The organism is Pseudomonas sp. GW821-FHT01A09 (genome assembly GCF_058986725.1).
Genome location: NZ_JBYSWB010000001.1, coordinates 110,811 through 128,533, shown reverse-complemented (window position 1 = coordinate 128,533; position 17,723 = coordinate 110,811). Strand labels below are relative to the sequence as shown.

The 17,723-nt window shown below is 64.1% G+C and carries 14 protein-coding genes and 2 pseudogenes; 13 read left to right on the top strand and 3 right to left on the bottom strand.

Annotated features, from left to right (window positions below; all coding sequences use genetic code 11):
* Window positions 1-97: 97 nt before the first annotated feature.
* Window positions 98-346 (top strand): DUF6555 family protein, encoded by a 249-nt coding sequence (locus AC3WJP_RS00515; protein ID WP_493719277.1) that lies wholly within the window; start codon window positions 98-100, stop codon window positions 344-346.
* Here AC3WJP_RS00515 and AC3WJP_RS00510 read toward each other — a convergent pair.
* Complete coding sequence (locus tag AC3WJP_RS00510; RefSeq protein WP_493719276.1) at window positions 343-1,287, bottom strand: LysR family transcriptional regulator; 945 nt, start codon at window positions 1,285-1,287, stop codon at window positions 343-345. The two genes, AC3WJP_RS00515 and AC3WJP_RS00510, sit on opposite strands and share 4 nt — an antisense overlap.
* A gap of 137 nt (window positions 1,288-1,424) precedes the next feature.
* On the opposite strand from AC3WJP_RS00510, the gene AC3WJP_RS00505 reads away from it, so the two are divergent.
* From AC3WJP_RS00505 to AC3WJP_RS00480, 6 genes and pseudogenes are all read left to right on the top strand, one after another.
* Window positions 1,425-2,606 (top strand): fumarylacetoacetate hydrolase family protein, encoded by a 1,182-nt coding sequence (locus AC3WJP_RS00505; RefSeq protein ID WP_493719275.1) that lies wholly within the window; start codon window positions 1,425-1,427, stop codon window positions 2,604-2,606.
* A gap of 97 nt (window positions 2,607-2,703) precedes the next feature.
* Window positions 2,704-4,491, top strand: a complete 1,788-nt coding sequence (locus AC3WJP_RS00500) for an IlvD/Edd family dehydratase (protein WP_493719274.1) — start codon at window positions 2,704-2,706, stop codon at window positions 4,489-4,491.
* A 204-nt stretch (window positions 4,492-4,695) separates the two neighbouring features.
* Window positions 4,696-5,594, top strand: a pseudogene (locus tag AC3WJP_RS00495) (sugar phosphate isomerase/epimerase family protein).
* 207 nt (window positions 5,595-5,801) lie between these two features.
* A complete protein-coding gene (copC, locus tag AC3WJP_RS00490) occupies window positions 5,802-6,179 on the top strand; it encodes a copper homeostasis periplasmic binding protein CopC (protein ID WP_493719273.1) in 378 nt (125 codons plus the stop codon).
* 3 nt (window positions 6,180-6,182) lie between these two features.
* Window positions 6,183-7,034 (top strand): copper homeostasis membrane protein CopD, encoded by an 852-nt coding sequence (gene copD, locus AC3WJP_RS00485; RefSeq protein ID WP_493719272.1) that lies wholly within the window; start codon window positions 6,183-6,185, stop codon window positions 7,032-7,034.
* 111 nt (window positions 7,035-7,145) lie between these two features.
* Window positions 7,146-7,400: a hypothetical protein gene (locus AC3WJP_RS00480; RefSeq protein WP_493719271.1), complete on the top strand. Its 255-nt coding sequence runs from the start codon at window positions 7,146-7,148 to the stop codon at window positions 7,398-7,400.
* Window positions 7,401-7,406: 6 nt separating this feature from the next.
* On the opposite strand, the gene AC3WJP_RS00475 is transcribed toward AC3WJP_RS00480, so the two are convergent.
* Window positions 7,407-7,649, bottom strand: coding sequence for a hypothetical protein (locus AC3WJP_RS00475; RefSeq protein WP_493719270.1), 243 nt, complete (start codon window positions 7,647-7,649; stop codon window positions 7,407-7,409).
* Between the two features lie 403 nt (window positions 7,650-8,052).
* Window positions 8,053-8,834, bottom strand: a pseudogene (locus AC3WJP_RS00470) (SDR family oxidoreductase).
* 216 nt (window positions 8,835-9,050) lie between these two features.
* On the opposite strand from AC3WJP_RS00470, the gene AC3WJP_RS00465 reads away from it, so the two are divergent.
* The 6 genes from AC3WJP_RS00465 to AC3WJP_RS00440 all read left to right on the top strand — a co-directional run bounded on the left by AC3WJP_RS00465 (window position 9,051) and on the right by AC3WJP_RS00440 (window position 17,637).
* Window positions 9,051-9,641: an RNA polymerase sigma factor gene (locus tag AC3WJP_RS00465; RefSeq protein WP_493719600.1), complete on the top strand. Its 591-nt coding sequence runs from the start codon at window positions 9,051-9,053 to the stop codon at window positions 9,639-9,641.
* A complete protein-coding gene (locus AC3WJP_RS00460) occupies window positions 9,638-10,651 on the top strand; it encodes a FecR family protein (RefSeq protein WP_493719269.1) in 1,014 nt (337 codons plus the stop codon). The genes AC3WJP_RS00465 and AC3WJP_RS00460 overlap by 4 nt, the downstream gene beginning before the upstream one ends.
* 96 nt (window positions 10,652-10,747) lie before the next feature.
* Window positions 10,748-13,162, top strand: coding sequence for a TonB-dependent siderophore receptor (locus AC3WJP_RS00455; protein ID WP_493719268.1), 2,415 nt, complete (start codon window positions 10,748-10,750; stop codon window positions 13,160-13,162).
* A gap of 265 nt (window positions 13,163-13,427) precedes the next feature.
* Window positions 13,428-15,527: a TonB-dependent siderophore receptor gene (locus tag AC3WJP_RS00450; RefSeq protein WP_493719599.1), complete on the top strand. Its 2,100-nt coding sequence runs from the start codon at window positions 13,428-13,430 to the stop codon at window positions 15,525-15,527.
* A gap of 26 nt (window positions 15,528-15,553) precedes the next feature.
* On the top strand, window positions 15,554-16,600 hold the full coding sequence (locus tag AC3WJP_RS00445; protein WP_493719267.1) for a PstS family phosphate ABC transporter substrate-binding protein: 1,047 nt from the start codon (window positions 15,554-15,556) through the stop codon (window positions 16,598-16,600).
* Window positions 16,601-16,620: 20 nt separating this feature from the next.
* Window positions 16,621-17,637 (top strand): PstS family phosphate ABC transporter substrate-binding protein, encoded by a 1,017-nt coding sequence (locus tag AC3WJP_RS00440; protein WP_493719266.1) that lies wholly within the window; start codon window positions 16,621-16,623, stop codon window positions 17,635-17,637.
* The last annotated feature ends 86 nt before the right edge of the window (window positions 17,638-17,723 follow it).

Here is a 17,723-nt window from a genome sequence, read left to right as displayed (position 1 = left end):
GGGCCTTAGCAGCCGCTCGTCGCCCCGAATTATTTTGTGACTGAATTTTGCGCGGCGCCCCGGATCACTTGATTATCGCCACCGGGGAGCCCCAGACATGCCAAACGCAAAACTCTACGTCATCGACTACAGCCTGCACGGCGAGCGTAAATCCTTCATCCTGCGTGCCGACAAGATGGACAACGCCGAAGCCTGGCATTGGGCGAGCTGCGACGCCGGGGTCGGCCGCATCGGCCGCTTTGGTCGCAGCGAAGTCAAGAAGACCAGCAAACCCATGGCCGAGAAATATGGCATTACCGATGTGACCTGGCGCGCCTCGGAGATGGCGCCGCTGATGCCGGACTAACTCACCCGTTCGCGCTGGGCGTTGTCGATGAGAATCTGCGCGAACTCCTGCGCCGGCCCCACCAGCGCCTCGCCCTTGCGCGTGAGGATGCCGTAATCCTGCGGCGCCAGCCGTAGCGGCGTATCCAAGACCTTGAGCAAGCCACTTTCGATATGCGGCCCGACCATCGAATCGGGAAGCATGGCGATCATCGGCCCACTCTGCAGCACTTGCAGGAAGGTCTGCATCGAGATGGTATCGATGGTGTTCTTCGGCGTGGCGATACCGGCGCGGGCGAACGCGGCATCCATCCGCGCCCGGATCGGCACCCCCACCGGGTACAGGATCCACGGCCATTTACCCAGTTCCGCCAACGGCGTAGGCCCCGATTCACACAGCGGATGGCGGCTGTTGACGACGATGCTGAACGGCTCCGGCCCCAACGCGATGAAGTCATAGCGGTGCTGCTGACGCTCATCGGTATAGCGCGCCACAGCAAGGTCGAGGGTGCGCGCATCGAGCATCTCCATCAGGTGATCGCTGGTCTGCTCTACCACTTCGATCGACAGTAACGGCCAGCGCTGCTTGATGGTGACGATGGCATCGGGCAAGGACACCGCCGTGGCCGCAAAGATGCCGCCCACCTTGAGATAGCCATGACCGCCTTCGCGCAGGCTGCTGATCTGCTCGACGAAACCGCGGGCGTCGTTAAGCGCGATGTGGGCATAGCGCACCACGTATTCCCCCAGCGCAGTGGGCGGCATGCTGCGCGGCAGGCGCTCGAACACGGCGAAGCCGAGCAGGCTTTCGATCTCCTTGAGCATTTTGCTGATGGCCGGCTGACTGAGGTTCATCTGCTCGGCGGCGGCATGCATGTTGCGAGTGCGACCCAGGGTGTCGATGAGCACCAGATGGCGGAATTTGAGCCAGTTGCAGAAGTTGGAAAAAGACAGGTCCGACATGGGGCACCGTTGTTGTAGGGGTGATGGTAGGTGGGCTCGGCAATAACCCGGCGTTATCGATGACTGAAGATATGTCATTGGAGTTTATCGGTCACCCCCTCTAGCGTGAACGCATCACACAATAAGGAAGGCCCGCCATGACCATCACCCTGACTGCCCAGAACACCCTGCCCGCCGATGGGCTGGCCGGCACCTTGATCGGTCGCGCCTGGGTGCCCGGCCCTGTCGCGGGCCCTTCGCCGGTGGTGCTGCGGGCCGACGGGGTGTTCGATCTGTCCGAGCGCTACAGCACCCTGAGCGAACTGCTCGAAGCCGAGTCGCCTTTGCAAGCGGTGCGCAGCACGCCTGGCAAGCGCCTGGGCAGCGTCGAGGAACTGCTGGCCAATTCCGGCGCCCAGCCCGACCCGAGCAAAGCCTTCGTGCTGGCGCCCGTGGACCTGCAGGTGATCAAGGCCGCTGGGGTGACCTTCGCCGCCAGCATGATCGAGCGAGTGATAGAGGAACAGGCCAAGGGCAACCCGGCCAAGGCCGAGAGCGTGCGCGCCACCGTGCACCAGGCGATCGGCGAAAACCTGCGCAGCATCAAGCCCGGTTCGGAGCAGGCGGCCAGGCTCAAGGCGGTGCTCATCGAGCAAGGGCTGTGGTCGCAGTATCTGGAAGTGGGCATCGGCCCCGATGCCGAGATCTTCACCAAGGCGCCAGTGCTCGCGGCCATCGGCAGTGGCGGCGACATCGGTATTCATCCCAAATCCGAATGGAACAACCCCGAGCCGGAAGTGGTGCTGGCGGTCAACAGCCGCGGGCAGATCGTCGGCGCGACCCTGGGCAACGACGTCAATCTGCGGGATTTCGAAGGCCGCAGTGCGCTGCTGTTGAGCAAGGCCAAGGACAACAACGCCTCGTGTGCCATCGGCCCGTTCATTCGCTTGTTCGATGAGCGCTTCAGCCTTGACGACATGCGCCGCTGCGTGGTCGCCCTGCAAGTGCGCGGCGAAGACGGCTACGTACTGCAGGGCTCCAGTTCCATGGATCAGATCAGCCGCGATCCCGAAGACCTCGCCGGCCAGGCGCTCAACGCCAACCACCAGTATCCGGACGGCTTCGTGCTGTTCCTCGGCACGCTGTTCGCGCCCACCGAAGACCGCGACCATGCCGGCGGCGGCTTCACCCACAAGCTCGGTGATCGGGTCAGCATCAGCTCGCCACTGCTGGGCACCCTGCACAATCAGGTCACCCACAGCAGCGATGCCGCGCCCTGGACCTTCGGCGTCGGCGCGCTGCTGCGCAATCTGGCCCGCCGCGGTTTGCTACGCCCCTGAACATCACGCACCCTGTAGCGTCGCCCCCGAACATCACGCAGCCTGTAGCGAGGGGGCTTGCCCCGAAAAACCACAATAACGACAAGAGCACACCGCCATGAGCGAGACCCGCCCACGTCCCCTGCGCAGCCAGCAATGGTTCGACGACCCTGAACACGCCGACATGACCGCCCTCTACGTCGAGCGCTACATGAACTACGGTCTGACCCGCGACGAGCTGCAATCCGGCCGGCCGATCATCGGCATCGCCCAGACCGGCAGCGACCTGACCCCCTGCAATCGTCACCACATCGAACTGGCCCAGCGGGTCAAGGCCGGCATCCGCGATGCCGGCGGCATTCCCATGGAATTCCCGGTGCACCCGATCGCCGAACAGAGCCGCCGCCCGACGGCGGCGCTGGACCGCAATCTGGCCTATCTGGGGCTGGTGGAAATCCTCCACGGCTATCCCCTGGACGGCGTGGTGCTCACCACCGGTTGCGACAAGACCACCCCCGCTTGCCTGATGGCCGCGGCGACCACCGACCTGCCCGCCATCGTGCTGTCTGGCGGGCCGATGCTCGACGGCTGGCACAAGGGCCAGTTGATCGGCTCCGGCACGGTGCTGTGGCATGCCCGCAACCTGATGGCGGCAGGCGAGATCAACTACGAAGGCTTCATGGAAATGACCACCGCCGCCTCGCCCTCGGTGGGCCACTGCAACACCATGGGCACGGCGCTGTCGATGAACGCCCTGGCCGAAGCCCTGGGCATGTCGCTGCCCGGCTGTGCAAGCATTCCGGCGCCTTACCGTGAGCGCGGGCAAATGGCCTACGCAACCGGCAAACGCATCTGCGAGCTGGTGCGCGAGGACATCCGTCCTTCGCAGATCATGACCCGTCCCGCGTTCGAGAACGCTATCAAGGTGGCCTCCGCGCTCGGTGCCTCGAGCAACTGCCCACCGCACCTGATCGCCATCGCGCGGCACATGGGCGTCGAGTTGAGCCTCGACGACTGGCAGGCGCTGGGTGAAGACGTGCCCCTGCTGGTCAATTGCATGCCGGCCGGCAAGTACCTGGGCGAGAGCTTCCATCGCGCCGGCGGTGTGCCGGCGGTGATGCATGAACTGCGCAAGGCGGGCCAGCTGCATGAAGACTGCGCCACCGTCAGCGGCAAGAGCATCGGCCAGATCGTCAGTGACGCGGCCAGCAGCGACACGGATGTGATCCAGCCCTATGACCATCCGCTCAAGCACCGCGCCGGTTTCATCGTGCTCAGCGGCAACTTTTTCGACAGCGCGATCATGAAGATGTCGGTGGTCGGCGAGGCGTTTCGCAAGACCTACCTGTCCGAGCCGGGTGCCGAGAACAGCTTCGAAGCTCGCGCCATCGTGTTCGAAGGCCCCGAGGACTACCATGCGCGTATCAACGATCCGTCACTGGATATCGACGAGCGCTGCATCCTGGTGATTCGCGGTGCCGGCACCGTGGGCTATCCGGGCAGCGCCGAGGTGGTCAACATGGCGCCGCCAGCGGCCTTGATCAAACAGGGCATCGACTCCCTGCCGTGCTTGGGCGATGGCCGCCAGAGCGGCACCTCGGCCAGCCCATCGATCCTCAACATGTCGCCTGAAGCCGCAGTCGGCGGTGGTCTGGCCCTGCTGAAAACCAATGACCGGCTGCGCGTCGACCTTAACAAGCGCAGCGTCAACCTGTTGGTGGACGAGGCTGAGATGGCCGAGCGTCGCGCCGCCTGGGCGCCCAGTTATCCGGCTTCACAGACGCCCTGGCAGGAGCTGTATCGGCAGTTGGTCGGCCAGTTGTCGACCGGGGGCTGCCTGGAGCCGGCAACTCTGCACCTGCGGGTGATCGCCCGCACCGGCGGCGAGCCGCGCCACTCCCACTGACCACAACCTGTAGCGAGGGGGCTTGCCCCCGATGGGGCGGTCAGCCAACCCCAAATACCGAATCGGGGGCAAGCCCCCTCGCTACAGGGAGCCAGCAGATTTTGACGTGATTACTTCAACGCCCTTGTTGCTGCCACGTCGGCATCTGCCTAGCATCGAATCCGAGCGTTCATAACAATAAAGCCAGAGCTTCGGAGAACAATAATGAAGATCGCCCTCGATCCCTACATGCACCGCCACCTCAGCCTGCCCGAGCTGTGCCGCAAATCCGCGGAACTGGGCTTCGAATACCTCGAGCTGTCACCACGGGACGATTTTCTGCCCTGATGGGTGCATCCGCGCGCCCACAAGGAGCGCATCGGCGAGTTCAAGAAAGCCCTGCGCGATCATGGCGTGCAGCTTGCCTCGATTTTGCCGATGTACCGCTGGGCCAGCCCCCATGAAGACGAACGCCGCACCGCCGTCGAGCATTGGAAGCAGGCGATCGGCATTGCCGTGGACATGGGCTGCACCACCATGAATTCGGAATTCGGCCGTGGTCCATCGCCGGATCGTGGTCATACCGTCAGCTGCTGCGGCGGCGTGCATAGTCACGAATCCAGTGAAGCGGCCTGGTGGCGCTCGATGGAAGAGCTGGTGCCGATTCTCGAACACGAAGGCGTGACCCTGTCGAGCCCCATCCCGAGGACTGGTGCGAGACCTTGAACCCGGCGGTGGACATCATCAAGACCATCGGCTCGGACAACGTCAAGTTCCTCTATTGCGCGCCGCACACCTATTACTTCGGCGACGACATGGCGAGGATGATCGCCGAAGCCGGCTCGATGATCGCCCACGTGCACATCGCCGACACCTACAACCACAAGGCTTCCTCGGGGCTGCGTTATATCGTCAACCCGCCGGGGGCGAAAGTGACGGTGCACCAGCACATGGACATGCATCAGGGCGAAATCGACTGGGACGTGTTTTTCGCTGCACTGGCCAAGACCGGCTTCGACGGTATCGTCACGGCCTGTGTGTTCGGCTGGGAGGAGCGCGCGGACGAGTCAGGGAGATTCATGCGCCAGGAAATCCAGAAGTACGTGGACAAGTATTTCCGCTAAAGCCTTGCTCAATCGCCTGTAGCGAGGGGGCTTGCCCCCGAAAACCCCGACAGCGACACCTGCGTCGCTGATACCTCGCAATCGGGGGCAAGCCCCCTCACTACAGGTTCAAGATGACGCGTGGGCCGCCTGAACAATATTTAAGCTTTATCCCCCCCGCCGGTTATGGTTTATTGGCAGCCTTTTTCCTCTGCCAAGGATTTGCCCATGCCTGCTTCTCGCCTGAAACTGCTGTTCGCCAGCGCTTCCCTGCTGCTCGGCTGCCTGCTGTCGCCACTCGCCTTCGCCCACGCCCACCTGAAAGCCCAGACGCCCGCCGCCGATGCCACGGTCGCCGCCCCGGCCGAGCTGCGCCTGAGCTTCTCCGAAGGGGTCGAGCCCAGCTTCAGCCAGGTCACGGTGACCGCTGCGGATGGCAAGAGCGTCGAGGTCAAGGCGCTGAACACCGCCGCTGGCGACAACAAGACCTTGATCGTGACGCCGGCCGCACCCTTGGCGGCAGGCAAGTACAAGGTCCAGTGGCAGGTGCTGTCGGTGGATACTCACAAGAGCAACGGTGACTACAGCTTTACGGTCGGCCAGTAATCCATGAGTCTTCTGGTGCTGCTGCGGTTCGTGCACTTTTCGGCGGTTCTGGTGTTGTTCGGGGTCACTGTGTTCCGGCCGCTGCTGGCGGGTTCACCGGCGCTGCTGGGCAATCTGCGCCGGCGCATGGATCCGGTGCTGTGCTTCGTCGCCCTGCTGGCGTTCCTCAGCTCGGTCGGCTGGCTGCTGGCCGCCGTCGCCGACATGGCCGGTTCCTGGCCCGAAGGGATCAAGGCCGAGACCCTGCGCAAGGTGCTGTTCGATACCTTCTTCGGCAAGGTCTGGGCCGTGCATGTGGTGCTGTGCCTGGTGCAGCTGGTGTACTGGCGCATTCCCGGCTTGCGCTCGGCGCGTATCCCCCTGGTGCTGGCCAGCCTGGCGTTGCTGACCCTCGCACCGATCGGCCATGGCGCCATGTTCAACGGTATCGCCGGTGCCCTGCTGATCGCCAATCAGGCCTTGCACCTGGCGTGCACCGGTGCCTGGCTGGGAGCGCTGACCTTGCTCGCATGGATACAGAACCGTCCGCAGGATCACGACCTGCGCGCACTGCTGGCGCGCTTCAGTGGCTATGGGGTGTGGCTGGTGGCGGGCATCATCGCCTCGGGGGTGATCAACGTGCGGGCCATGACCGGCTCCTTCCTGCCGGGCGCCTCGGGCTTCGCGCTGGTGCTGGGCATCAAGCTGGTGCTGGTACTGGGGATGCTGACCTTGGCCAATTACAACCGCCGCCACAGCGCCACGGCCAGCCTGGAGCGGCTGCGGGCCAGTGTCTCGGCGGAATGGTTGCTGGGCATGGGCGCATTGGCAGCGGTGTCGCTGCTGGGCACCCTGGCGCCTGTGCCGCTGAACTGAGCCAACCGGCCCGCTGTTCGTCCGGCACCCCATGCAAATCCGCAGCGGCGCCATGATCCGCCGGGTATACTGCCGCGCTCAATCACTACTGTGTACGTTCCGGAGTCGTTTATGCCTGCCAAGCCCCCTTCTGTCGCCGCTGTACCTGACACTGGCATCGAGGCTGACATCGACGCCACTGCGGTCGAGTCCGAAACTTCCACTAAAGACAGCAAGGCCGCCGTGCCAGCCTTTCGTTTCCCGTTCAACCCCGGTGCCTTGACCAAGCCCAGCCCCGCCAATTACCCGGGCGCCGGCAAGTCCAACCACGACAAGACCCCAGGCCGCGCGCCTAACGGTACACGCCGGTCCATGGGCAAGCGCTGAAAAAACTCAGGGCGTCACCGGCGCATTGGTAGTGATGAGATGCGGCTGCGGCGCCCTGTTGCGGATCACTTCGCTGACCAATTGCTGCGGGCCTCGATGGCAGCGGTACTTGACTCCGCGCCGCGCCGCCATACTGCTGACCGTCTCCATGCATTCGGCTTCGGTGGCATAGGCCACAGGCTTGCGCTCGTCGACACACCCTTCCACCCCGCTGCACAGCGTCATCACTACAAAATACACTGTCATCATTGCCGAAATCTCCATGCTTGCCGGGACGTTACCCACAGTTGCCCGTCGTCGTGGCATGGCTGCCACAAAGCGTTCTGGAAGGCTGCGGGGTGATCGATGGGGTGGCGAACGACGGCTGCCCTACGACGTTTTATCCATCGATTGACGCGGATTCTGCGCTTGGAGTTCGGGGTGAACAATGGCCCAAGGCCGCCACCCGTCGGAATAACGTCAGATTTTTAACAATATTTTCACCAAATATTTAACTATTTGATTTCTATGAATTTTTAAAACGACGGCTAATTGGCGGCGTCTTTGTAAGTCTTTTCCTTTACACCTGACTATTGGCGTCAACCAAATATCGATCAGCGTAAAGCCCCCGACTAGAGGGCTTTACGCCACATACTGGCTTGGCGCCCGTGGCTCAGCCGCGACCGGCAAATGGCATATTAGTGGCCATCACCGTCATATTTAGAACGTTTGCCGACAGTGGCAATGACGCCATATAACGCACGGCTTCGGCGACATCCTTGACATCGCACATCGGCTCCACCGCCGTCGTGCCATTGGCTTGCAACACACCCTTGGTCATGCGCGCCGACAGTTCGGTCAGAGCATTGCCGATATCGATCTGGCCTGCGGCGATATTGAACGCACGGCCGTCCAGCGCCAGGGTTTTGGTCAGGCCCAGCACCGCGTGTTTGCTGGCGGTGTAAGGCGCACTGAATGGCCGCGGCGTATGGGCCGAGATCGAGCCATTGTTGATGATGCGTCCGCCTTGGGGCTGCTGACGGCGCATCAGGGCGAAGGCGCCGCGGCTGCACAGGTAGACGCCGGTGACGTTGGTATTGATGACGTTGAGCCAGTCCTCGACGGGCAGCTCGTCGATGGGCACGGCCTTAGCGCCGATACCGGCATTGTTGAAAATCACGTCGAGGCGGCCATAGACCTCTTCCACCCTGGTGAACAGGGCGTCGACACTGGCCTGGTCGCGTACATCGGTGGGGATGGCCACAGAGCATCGCGGCCTTGGGCGCGAAGCTCCTGCACCAGCGCCTCCAGCGGCTCGACGCGACGCCCGGCCAGCGCCAGGCGATAGCCATCGGCGGCAAGCTCCAGGGCAACGGCGCGGCCGATGCCGCTGCCGGCGCCAGTGACCAGCGCGATCTTGCCGTGGGCGGGAGTGGTCAGGGTGTTATCGGACATTGTCATGACTCCTTGGCGGTTATAAGCAGGTTCGGCGCTGTGCGCTCAAAGCGCCTACAGCATAGACCGCCTGCCACCCTTGCCGCCAAGGCAAACGCTCGCCGCTGCTTTACCGCTGGCGATGGCCGTGTGGCGTTCTAGCCGTACCAATACCCATACCCATCATGATCAAGAGCGCTTATCATGCGCGTTTCCCTTGGTCAGCCCTCCCCGCCCATGTCCGAGCTCCCTCCTCACGAGCCCTCAGGCCCGCCTGCAGTCGCCGAGCCGTCTGCCGGCAGCTCCGAGGCCATGCTGCAGACCTTTCTGCAGCAACAGGGGCGCATGGAAAAACAGCTCAGCCGCTGGGTGGCCTGCCGCGCCACAGCGGCGGACCTGGTCCAGGAACTGTTCATCCGTCTGTGGCGGCGCAAGGATGTGCAGGTCGAGGACCTGGGCCAATACATGATGCGCAGCGCGCGCAACCTCGCCATCGATCATTTGCGCAGTCAGCGCAGCCGCTTGCGCACCGAGTCGGCGCTCTTGCCCGAGCAGATGGTCGGCGCGCCGACCACGGTAGAGGACGGCCATCAGGCCGACCACGATCTGCATCTGGTCGATGCCGCGCTGCGCACGCTGCCGGAGCGAACTCGCCACGTGTTCCTGCTCAACCGTATCCACGGCCAGTCCTACAGCGAAATCGCCGACGGCCTGGGGATCTCCGCCAGCGCCGTGGAAAAACATATGATGCGAGCCCTGCAGGCCTGCAAAGACAGCATCGCCATGGACACGTCCAGCCATGCCAGCCACCGGAAGGCCAGACCATGACCCCGACCACCCCTGTCTTGCGCCAGCTGAGCGAAGACGTCGCCCTGCTGTGGGTCACACGTCTGGCCGCCGAACCTGACAATCGCCAGTTGGATGAAGCACGCCTGAGCCCGCAGGAGCGCGCCGATCTGCAGCGCTGGCTCGACGCCGATCGCGTCAATGTCCAGGCCTACGCCCACGCCCGCCAACTTTGGCAACTCACCGCGATGCCCGCAGCGCGCCTGGCCGCCGAAGAAGACGCCGCGCTGCAGTCGATCCTGCGCCGCAGCCGCCTGCAACGGCGCCGACCACGACAGCGCCGCGCGGCCCTGGCCATCGCGGCGAGCCTGCTGTTCGCGGCGGTATCGATGCTGGCCTGGCAACCCGAGCGCTGGCTGGACAACCTGCAAGCCGACTACCACAGCGCTCCCGGGCAACTGCGCAGCCTAACCCTTGCCGACGGCAGCGAAGTGACGCTGGACGGCGACAGCGCGCTGGAGGTGTCCTTGACCGACAGCGGTCGCGAAGTGCGCCTGCGGCGTGGCGCGGCGTTCTTCAAGGTCCGCCACAACGGCCAGGCCTTCGTGGTGCACGCCGACAATGGCGAGGTGAAGGTGCTCGGCACCCGCTTCGAGGTTCGCCGCGAAGCGCGCGGCACTGAAGTGACGGTGGAAGAAGGCCGGGTCGCGGTCAGCCCCTTACCCGGCATCGCGCCCCAGGTGCTGACCGCCGGCCAGCGCATCGACTACCGTGACGGCCACGCCGGTGCATTGCAAAACGTCGATCTGCACCAAGCCTTCGCCTGGCGCGACGGCCGCCTGAGCTTTCGCCGCGTGCCACTGAGCGATGCCCTGGCCGTGCTGCAACGCTACTATCCGCAACGTATCGTGCTGCTGGACAGCAATCTGGGCGCGCGCCCGGTCAGTGGCGAATTCAGCGATCAGGACCCGCTGGTGGTCCTCGCGGCCTTCCAGGCCGTGCTGGGGTTTTCCCAGCAGCGTCTGCCGGGTGGGACCTTGCTGATTCATTGACCGCCACACTGCTCGCTGCGAAATCCTGGGGCGTGCACATCAATCGCTAATGAGATATATTCGCATTAATTTACTCGACGAAGAGCTCTCCCCGCGATGCGCTGCCGGTTGCCCTATACCCTGCTGGCACTCTTGCTAAACGGCATCGCGGCAGCGCCCGTCGGCTTCGCCGCCGACCTGGCCCAGAGCAGCGCGCCGCGCTACCGCTTCGCCCTCCCCGCGCAACCCCTCAGCGATGCCCTGGCCGCCGTCAGCCGCCTGACCGGGCAGAACGTGGTGTACGCCGAGGATCTGCCCTACCGCCTGCAAGCGCCGCCCCTCAAAGGCAGCTATAGCGCTGAAGAGGCCTTGGCGCGGCTGCTGGCCGGCACCTCGCTGGCCGTGCAGCGCAGTGACGTGCACACCCTGGCGATCAGCGAGCAGGCACCCGCAGGCGACAACATCCTGCTGCAACCGCTGAACATCGACGACGACCGCCTGCGCAGCTATCAACCCGACGCCGTGACCCGCATCAGCCATTCCCGCCAGCCCTGGCTGGAACAACCACAGGCCATCAGCCGCGTGAGCAATGAGGTGTTGCGCGACCAGCAACCGCGCAATCTGGACGACGCCCTGCGCCATGTCAGCGGTCTGACCCAGGGCAACACACTGGGCAGCACCCAGGACACGCTGATCAAGCGCGGCTTCGGCGACAACCGCGATGGTTCGATATTGCGCGACGGCATGCCGGTGGTGCAGGGCCGCAACTTCAACGCCACCACCGACAGCATCGAGGTGCTCAAGGGTCCCACCGCCCTGCTGTACGGCATCCAGGACCCTGGCGGGGTGATCAACGTGGTCAGCAAGACCCCGCAGTTGCATGTCCGCAACGAGCTGCGAGGCAAGGCGTCGAGTTTTGCCCATGGCCGCGACGGCGGTGATGTGACACTCGACAGCACCGGCCCGCTGTTCACCGATGCGTCCGCCAGCACCGGCCTGGCCTACCGGATGATCATCGATCACCAGGACGAGACCTACTGGCGCAACTACGGCCAGCACCGTGAAACCCTGGTGGCCCCATCGCTGGCCTGGTACGGCGACCGCGATGAAGTGATCGTCGGTTATGAGCACCGCACATTCGTCACCCCCTTCGACCGCGGTACCGTAATCAACCCCGCCACCGGCCATGTGCTCGACATCCCCTATGACCGGCGCCTGGATGAACCCTTCAACAACATGACCGGCCATTCGGATCTGCTGCGCCTGAGCTACGACCATGCCTTGAACGATGACTGGCAACTGCGCGCCGCCTACAGCTACAACGAAGAATCCTACGACGCCTATCAAGTGCGCATCAGCGGCGTCAACACCCAGGCCGGCACCCTGGCGCGGCGCATGGACGGCACCCTGAATTCCATCAGCCGCGATCAGCAAGGCCAGCTCGAGCTGTCCGGCAGCACGCGGCTCGCGGGGCTGGAGCACGAGTTGCTGCTGGGTGTGAGCAACGAGCATCGGCTCTACTATCGTGGCGACCTGCTGCGCCAGACCGCCCTGAGCACCTTCAGTTACCTCGATCCGGTGTACGGCCGCGAAGTCGCGCCCACCACCGTCTCGCCCAGCGACAGCGACCAGTCGGATCGCCTGCGCACCAGCGCCGTGTATCTGCGTGACAGCATTCATCTCAACGACCAATGGATCGCCACCCTCGGCGCCCGCGCCCTGGTGTACGACCAGTACGCCGGTCGCGGTCGGCCGTTTCATGCCAACACCGACATCAACGGCAGCGCCTGGGTACCCAGCGCCGGCCTGGTGTACCGCTTTGCCCCGCAGTGGTCGTGGTACGCCAGCTACAGCGAATCGTTCAAGCCCAATTCGAGCATCGCCCCGCTGAACGCCGCCACGACGCAGATCATCGACTCTACCATTCGCCCGGAGCAGGCCAAGGCCTGGGAGACCGGCCTCAAGTACGAGCGCGATAACGGCCTTACCGCCAGCCTGGCGCTGTACGACATCCGCAAACGCAACGTGCTGGTCAGCGAAACCATCGATAACGAGCCGGTCAGTCGCAACGCCGGCGCGGTGCGTTCGCGCGGTATCGAACTGGAAGCCAGCGGTACGCTGGCCGAGCACTGGGAGCTCATGGCGGCCTACTCTTACACCGACGCCTGGGTCACCCGCGATCCGCAACTGCAAGGCAAGCCGCTGCAGAACGTGCCGCGCCAAAGCGGCTCGGTGTACGCCAGTCGGGACATGGGCAGCGTGCTCGGCCTGGGCGACGTGCATATTGGTGGCGGCCCGCGCTACGTCGGCGAGCGCGCCGGCGATCCGGCCAACAGCTTCCGCCTGCCGGCCTACACGGTGACCGACGCTTTCGCACGGCTGGATACCCACGTGGGTGGGCACAAAATGCAGTTGCAGTTGAACGTCAACAACCTGTTCAACCGCGAGTATTACCCTTCGAGCGTGAGCCAGTACATGGTGTCGATGGGGGATCCAAGGCAGGTGGTGTTGTCCAGCAGTGTGGAGTTTTAAGCGGGCCTCTGCGGCCTGAAGTTCGCCCTGATCGTACTAAATGAAAATTATTCAAACTTTTTGCTGAGGTGTTTACCCTCGGCCTCCGTGTAGTGAATGAAAAGCAATCTTATTCGCACTCACTTCACACGGATCACCACTCATGAAACACCCTGCAGCGATGGCACCCGGCGCCGAGATGGCGGCACAGTTGGCGATTGGCGGCGTTTGGATCGGGGGCAAGCCCCCTCGCTACAAGGGCGCGGCGTGCGCGGCAGGCGTGTTGATGCTGGCGCTGGGGCAACCGGTGTGGGCTGCTGACGCGGTCGAAATCGGCGCCGTGAACATCGACAGCAGCGCCGACCAGACCGCCACCGAAAAAAGCCAGGTCAGTTACCAGGCGGTCAGCTCGACAGTGGCTACGCGCACCGAGACGCCGCTGATCGAAACGCCGCAGTCGGTCAACGTCGTGACCCATCGGGTCATCGAGGACCGCGCGCCGCAGAGTCTGGACGAAGCGATCAACGCGGTCAGCGGCGTCAAGCAGGGCAACACCCTGGGCGGTACCCAGGACGCGATCATCAAGCGCGGCTTCGGCACCAACCGCGACAATTCGATCATGCGCGACGGCATGCAATCGGTGAACGCGCGCAACTTCACCCCCACCACCGAGCGAATCGAGGTGCTCAAGGGCCCGGCGTCCATGCTCTACGGCGTGCAGGACCCAGGCGGCGTGATCAATGTGGTGACCAAGAAGCCGCAACTGACCCAGGCCAATTCCATCTCCGCCTGGGGCACCAGCTTCGGTGGCGGCGGCGCACAGATCGACAGTACCGGGCCGCTGGGCAATACCGGCCTGGCCTATCGCTTCATCTACGACAAGCAGCAATACGATTACTGGCGCAACTTCGGCAGCACCGATCAGGAAGTGATCGCGCCGTCGCTGTCCTGGTTCGGTGAAGACACCACGGTCACCGCGGCCTACGAGCACATGGAGTATTCGGTGCCGTTCGACCGCGGCACGCAGATCAACACCAGCACCGGCAAGGTCCTGGACATCCCGCGCTCGAGGCGCCTGGACGAGCACTTCAACATCACCACCGGGCGCTCGGACGCTTTCAACCTCACCGCCGAGCATCGCCTCAACGACGACTGGACCCTGCGCGCCGCCTACGGCTACAGCCGCAACTATTACAACGACCATCAGCAGCGCTACATCTCCGGCAACTTCGTCACCGGCAAGATCACTCGCCGCGGCGACGCCACCCGCGATGCCGTGCAGTACGCCCACACCGCCACCGTCAATGCCCTGGGCAACCTCGAGTTCGCCGGCATGCGTCACGAGCTGCTGGTGGGCGTCGACTTCATGAAGAATGACCGCACCCTGGGCGACTTGATGCGCAGCGCCAACGAGAGCTCCTTCAACTACAACGATCCGGTCTACGGCAACGTACCGGTGCCCAGCACCGTCAGCGCCAAGGACAGCGACCAGACCGACAACCTGAAAACCCATGCGCTGTTCGTGCAGGACAACATACACCTCAACGATCAGTGGATCCTCCAGGCCGGCCTGCGCTATGACTCGTTTACCGAATACACCGGCAAGGGCCGCCCTTTCATCGTCGGCTCCGATCAGGATCGCAGCAAGGTGGTGCCGCGCGTAGGCCTGGTGTACATGATCCGCCCGGACTGGTCGGTGTATGGCAGCTATACAAAGTCGTTCCGCCCGAACACCTCGATCGCCACGCCGATCGGCGACCTGCCGCCCGAAGAAGGCACCTCTTACGAGATCGGCACCAAGTTCCAGAACGACAGGGTCACCGCCACCCTGGCGGCGTACAACATCGTCAAGAAAAACGTGCAGACCAGCGCCACCTGCGGCACCGAGACCTGCACTCGAGTGGGCGGCGAAGCGCGCTCGCGTGGCGTCGAACTGGACGTCACCGGGCAGCTCAGCGACGCCTGGAGCGTGACCGGCAGCTATGCCTACGACGATACCGAATGGACCGAAGACCCGATCCTCAAGGGCACCCCGTTGGACGGCGTGTCGAAAAACACCGCGGCGCTGTACCTGACCCGCGACTTCGGGCAGGTCGGCATCGGCAATCTGCGCGCCGGCTTCGGCGGCCGCTACATGAGCAAATGGGGGGTCAACGACGGTGCGACCGGCGCGGCCAACCACGAGTACTACCTGCCTGAAGCCAAGGTCGCAGATGCCTTCGTCGCCTACAAGCTCAAGGTCGACCAGAAGGATGTGACCCTGCAGCTCAACGTCAAGAACCTCTTCGACGAAACCTACTACGTCAGCAGCAGCGGCCTCGGCTCCCCCGCCATCGTGATCGGCGAACCGCGCCAGGTCATCGGCAAAGTGACCCTGGCGTTCTGATGCCCGTTACCCTTGAAGGACCGACCATGACCACCACTCTCCTGCGCGCCCTGGCCCTGGCCACGGGCGCCCTGCTCGCCGGCCACGCCAGCGCGGCCAAGCCACCGATGCTGGATGCCGGGTTGAGCGACTACAAGGCGCAAACCTTGAGCCCGACCGCAGGCGCGTCCTACCTCGACGCTACCGGTGCCATCCGTATCGGCGGTGCCGAACACGTGAACTACATCGTCGAGCGCTTCAACACCGCCCTGCGCAAGACTCATCCGGGCTGGCGCTTCGTCAACGAGTCCAAGGGCACCACCAGCGCGGTGCCCTTGCTGACCCACGGCGTGACGCTGTTCGGTGCAATGGGTCGCGGCATCAACGAACTGGAAACCAGCGCCTACAGCAAGATCGTCGGCACCGCGCCGCTGGAAATCCGTATCGCCTACGCGGCCAACGACACCTCCCAGCACCTGGCCACTTCGCTGGCGGTTTACATCAACCGTGCCAACCCGCTGGCGCAGCTCAGCGCCTTGCAGGTGACTCGCGCCTTGAGCGTCGGCAATCCGGAAGGCGACCTGTCGACCTGGGGCCAGTTGGGCCTCGCGGGCGAGTGGCGTCTGCGGCGTATCCATCCTTACGGCACGCCGGAGTTCACTGGCTTCGGCACCTATATGCAAGCCGCTCATCTGCGCGGCCGTCCCTTGGCGCCGGGCTATGAAGCCTATGGCAACACCGAATCGATCCTCGAGCGTCTGGCTGCCGACCCGGCCGGCCTGGCCGTGGCCGCCATCGGCCTGGAGAACGCGCAGATCAAGCAGTTGCCGATCGCCGACGACACCGGCGCCTTGACCACCGGCACCCCGGCTGAAGTGCGCGAGGGCCGTTATCCCTATGGCCGTTATCTGTACCTGTACCTGCGTCGCGAACCGGGCAAGGCCATCGACCCTGTCGCCCGGGAATACCTGCGTTTCGTGCTGTCGCGTCAAGGTCAGCAGATCATCGCCGCGCAGCCCAAGGGGTACTTCCCGCTGAGCGCTGCGGATGCCCGTGCCGAATTTGCCAAACTGGATGAGGTAGCACCGCAATGATCGGCCCTGCATTGATCAAAATGACCCAACGCGCCGCGTTGCTGGCACCTCTGCTGATCGCCACGCAACTGTATGCAGCGGTGGCTCGGGCGGACGACCTCCGTGCACCGGCCAAGGCCGGCTACCTGACCGCCGACGGCGCCATCGCCATTATCGGCAACGACGGCATGCAACCCTTGATCGAGCAGCTGGATGCGCTGTTCATCAAGCAGCATCCGGGCTTTCGCTTTGCCGTGCGCGGCGAAGGTTCTTCGGTCGGCTTGCCGGCCCTGACTGCGGGCGCCGCGGCGATTGCGCCGCTGTCGCGGGAAGCCTGGCTGGGCGACATGCACGGCTATGAGCAGGTATTCGGACGCAAGCCGCTGGACATCCGCATCGGTTATTCCGGCTGGGGTCCACGGGACAGCGGCAAGACGCCGCCGGCCGTGTATGTGCATCCTGACAACCCGCTGGCACAGCTGACGCTGCAGCAATTGGCGCGGGTGGTCACCGCCGGGCAGGCCGAAGGCGATATCAATACCTGGGGCCAATTGGGGCTTGGCGGCGACTGGGCGGCGCGGCGCATTCATGTCTACGGGCTGCGCGATGACGGCGGTTTTGCCACCAACCAGCGGATGGATCGCTTTGGCGGCCTGCCGTTCAGCCTGCACTACGAGGCGCTGGACAGCGTCGCCGAGGTGCTCAAGGCGGTGGCTGGAGATAGCCATGGCATTGCCCTGACCGGTTGGGCCGACGCTGGCAAACTGGCGCCGGGCTTGCATCTGGTGGCCTTGAGCCGTGCAGCGGGAGAAGCGCCCCATGGCCCGGCCTATGACGAGGTCGCCAGCGGCGCCTATCCGTTGTCGTCGTACCTGCACTTGTTCGTCAACGGCACGCCCGGGCAACCGCTGGAGCCGTTTATCAAGGCGTACCTGCAGGTGGCATTGAGCGATGAGGGTCAGGCGCTGGTGAAGGCGCAGCGCGATACCGCCGAGGGGTACGTGGCGCTGAGCCCTGAGGATCTGGCGAAAGAACGCAAGAAGCTGGAGGGGTTGTAAGGTCGATCCAACCCTGTAGCGAGGGGGCTTGCCCCCGATATGTCGTGTCAGGGACTGATGCAGTGTCTGACACGGCGTATCGGGGG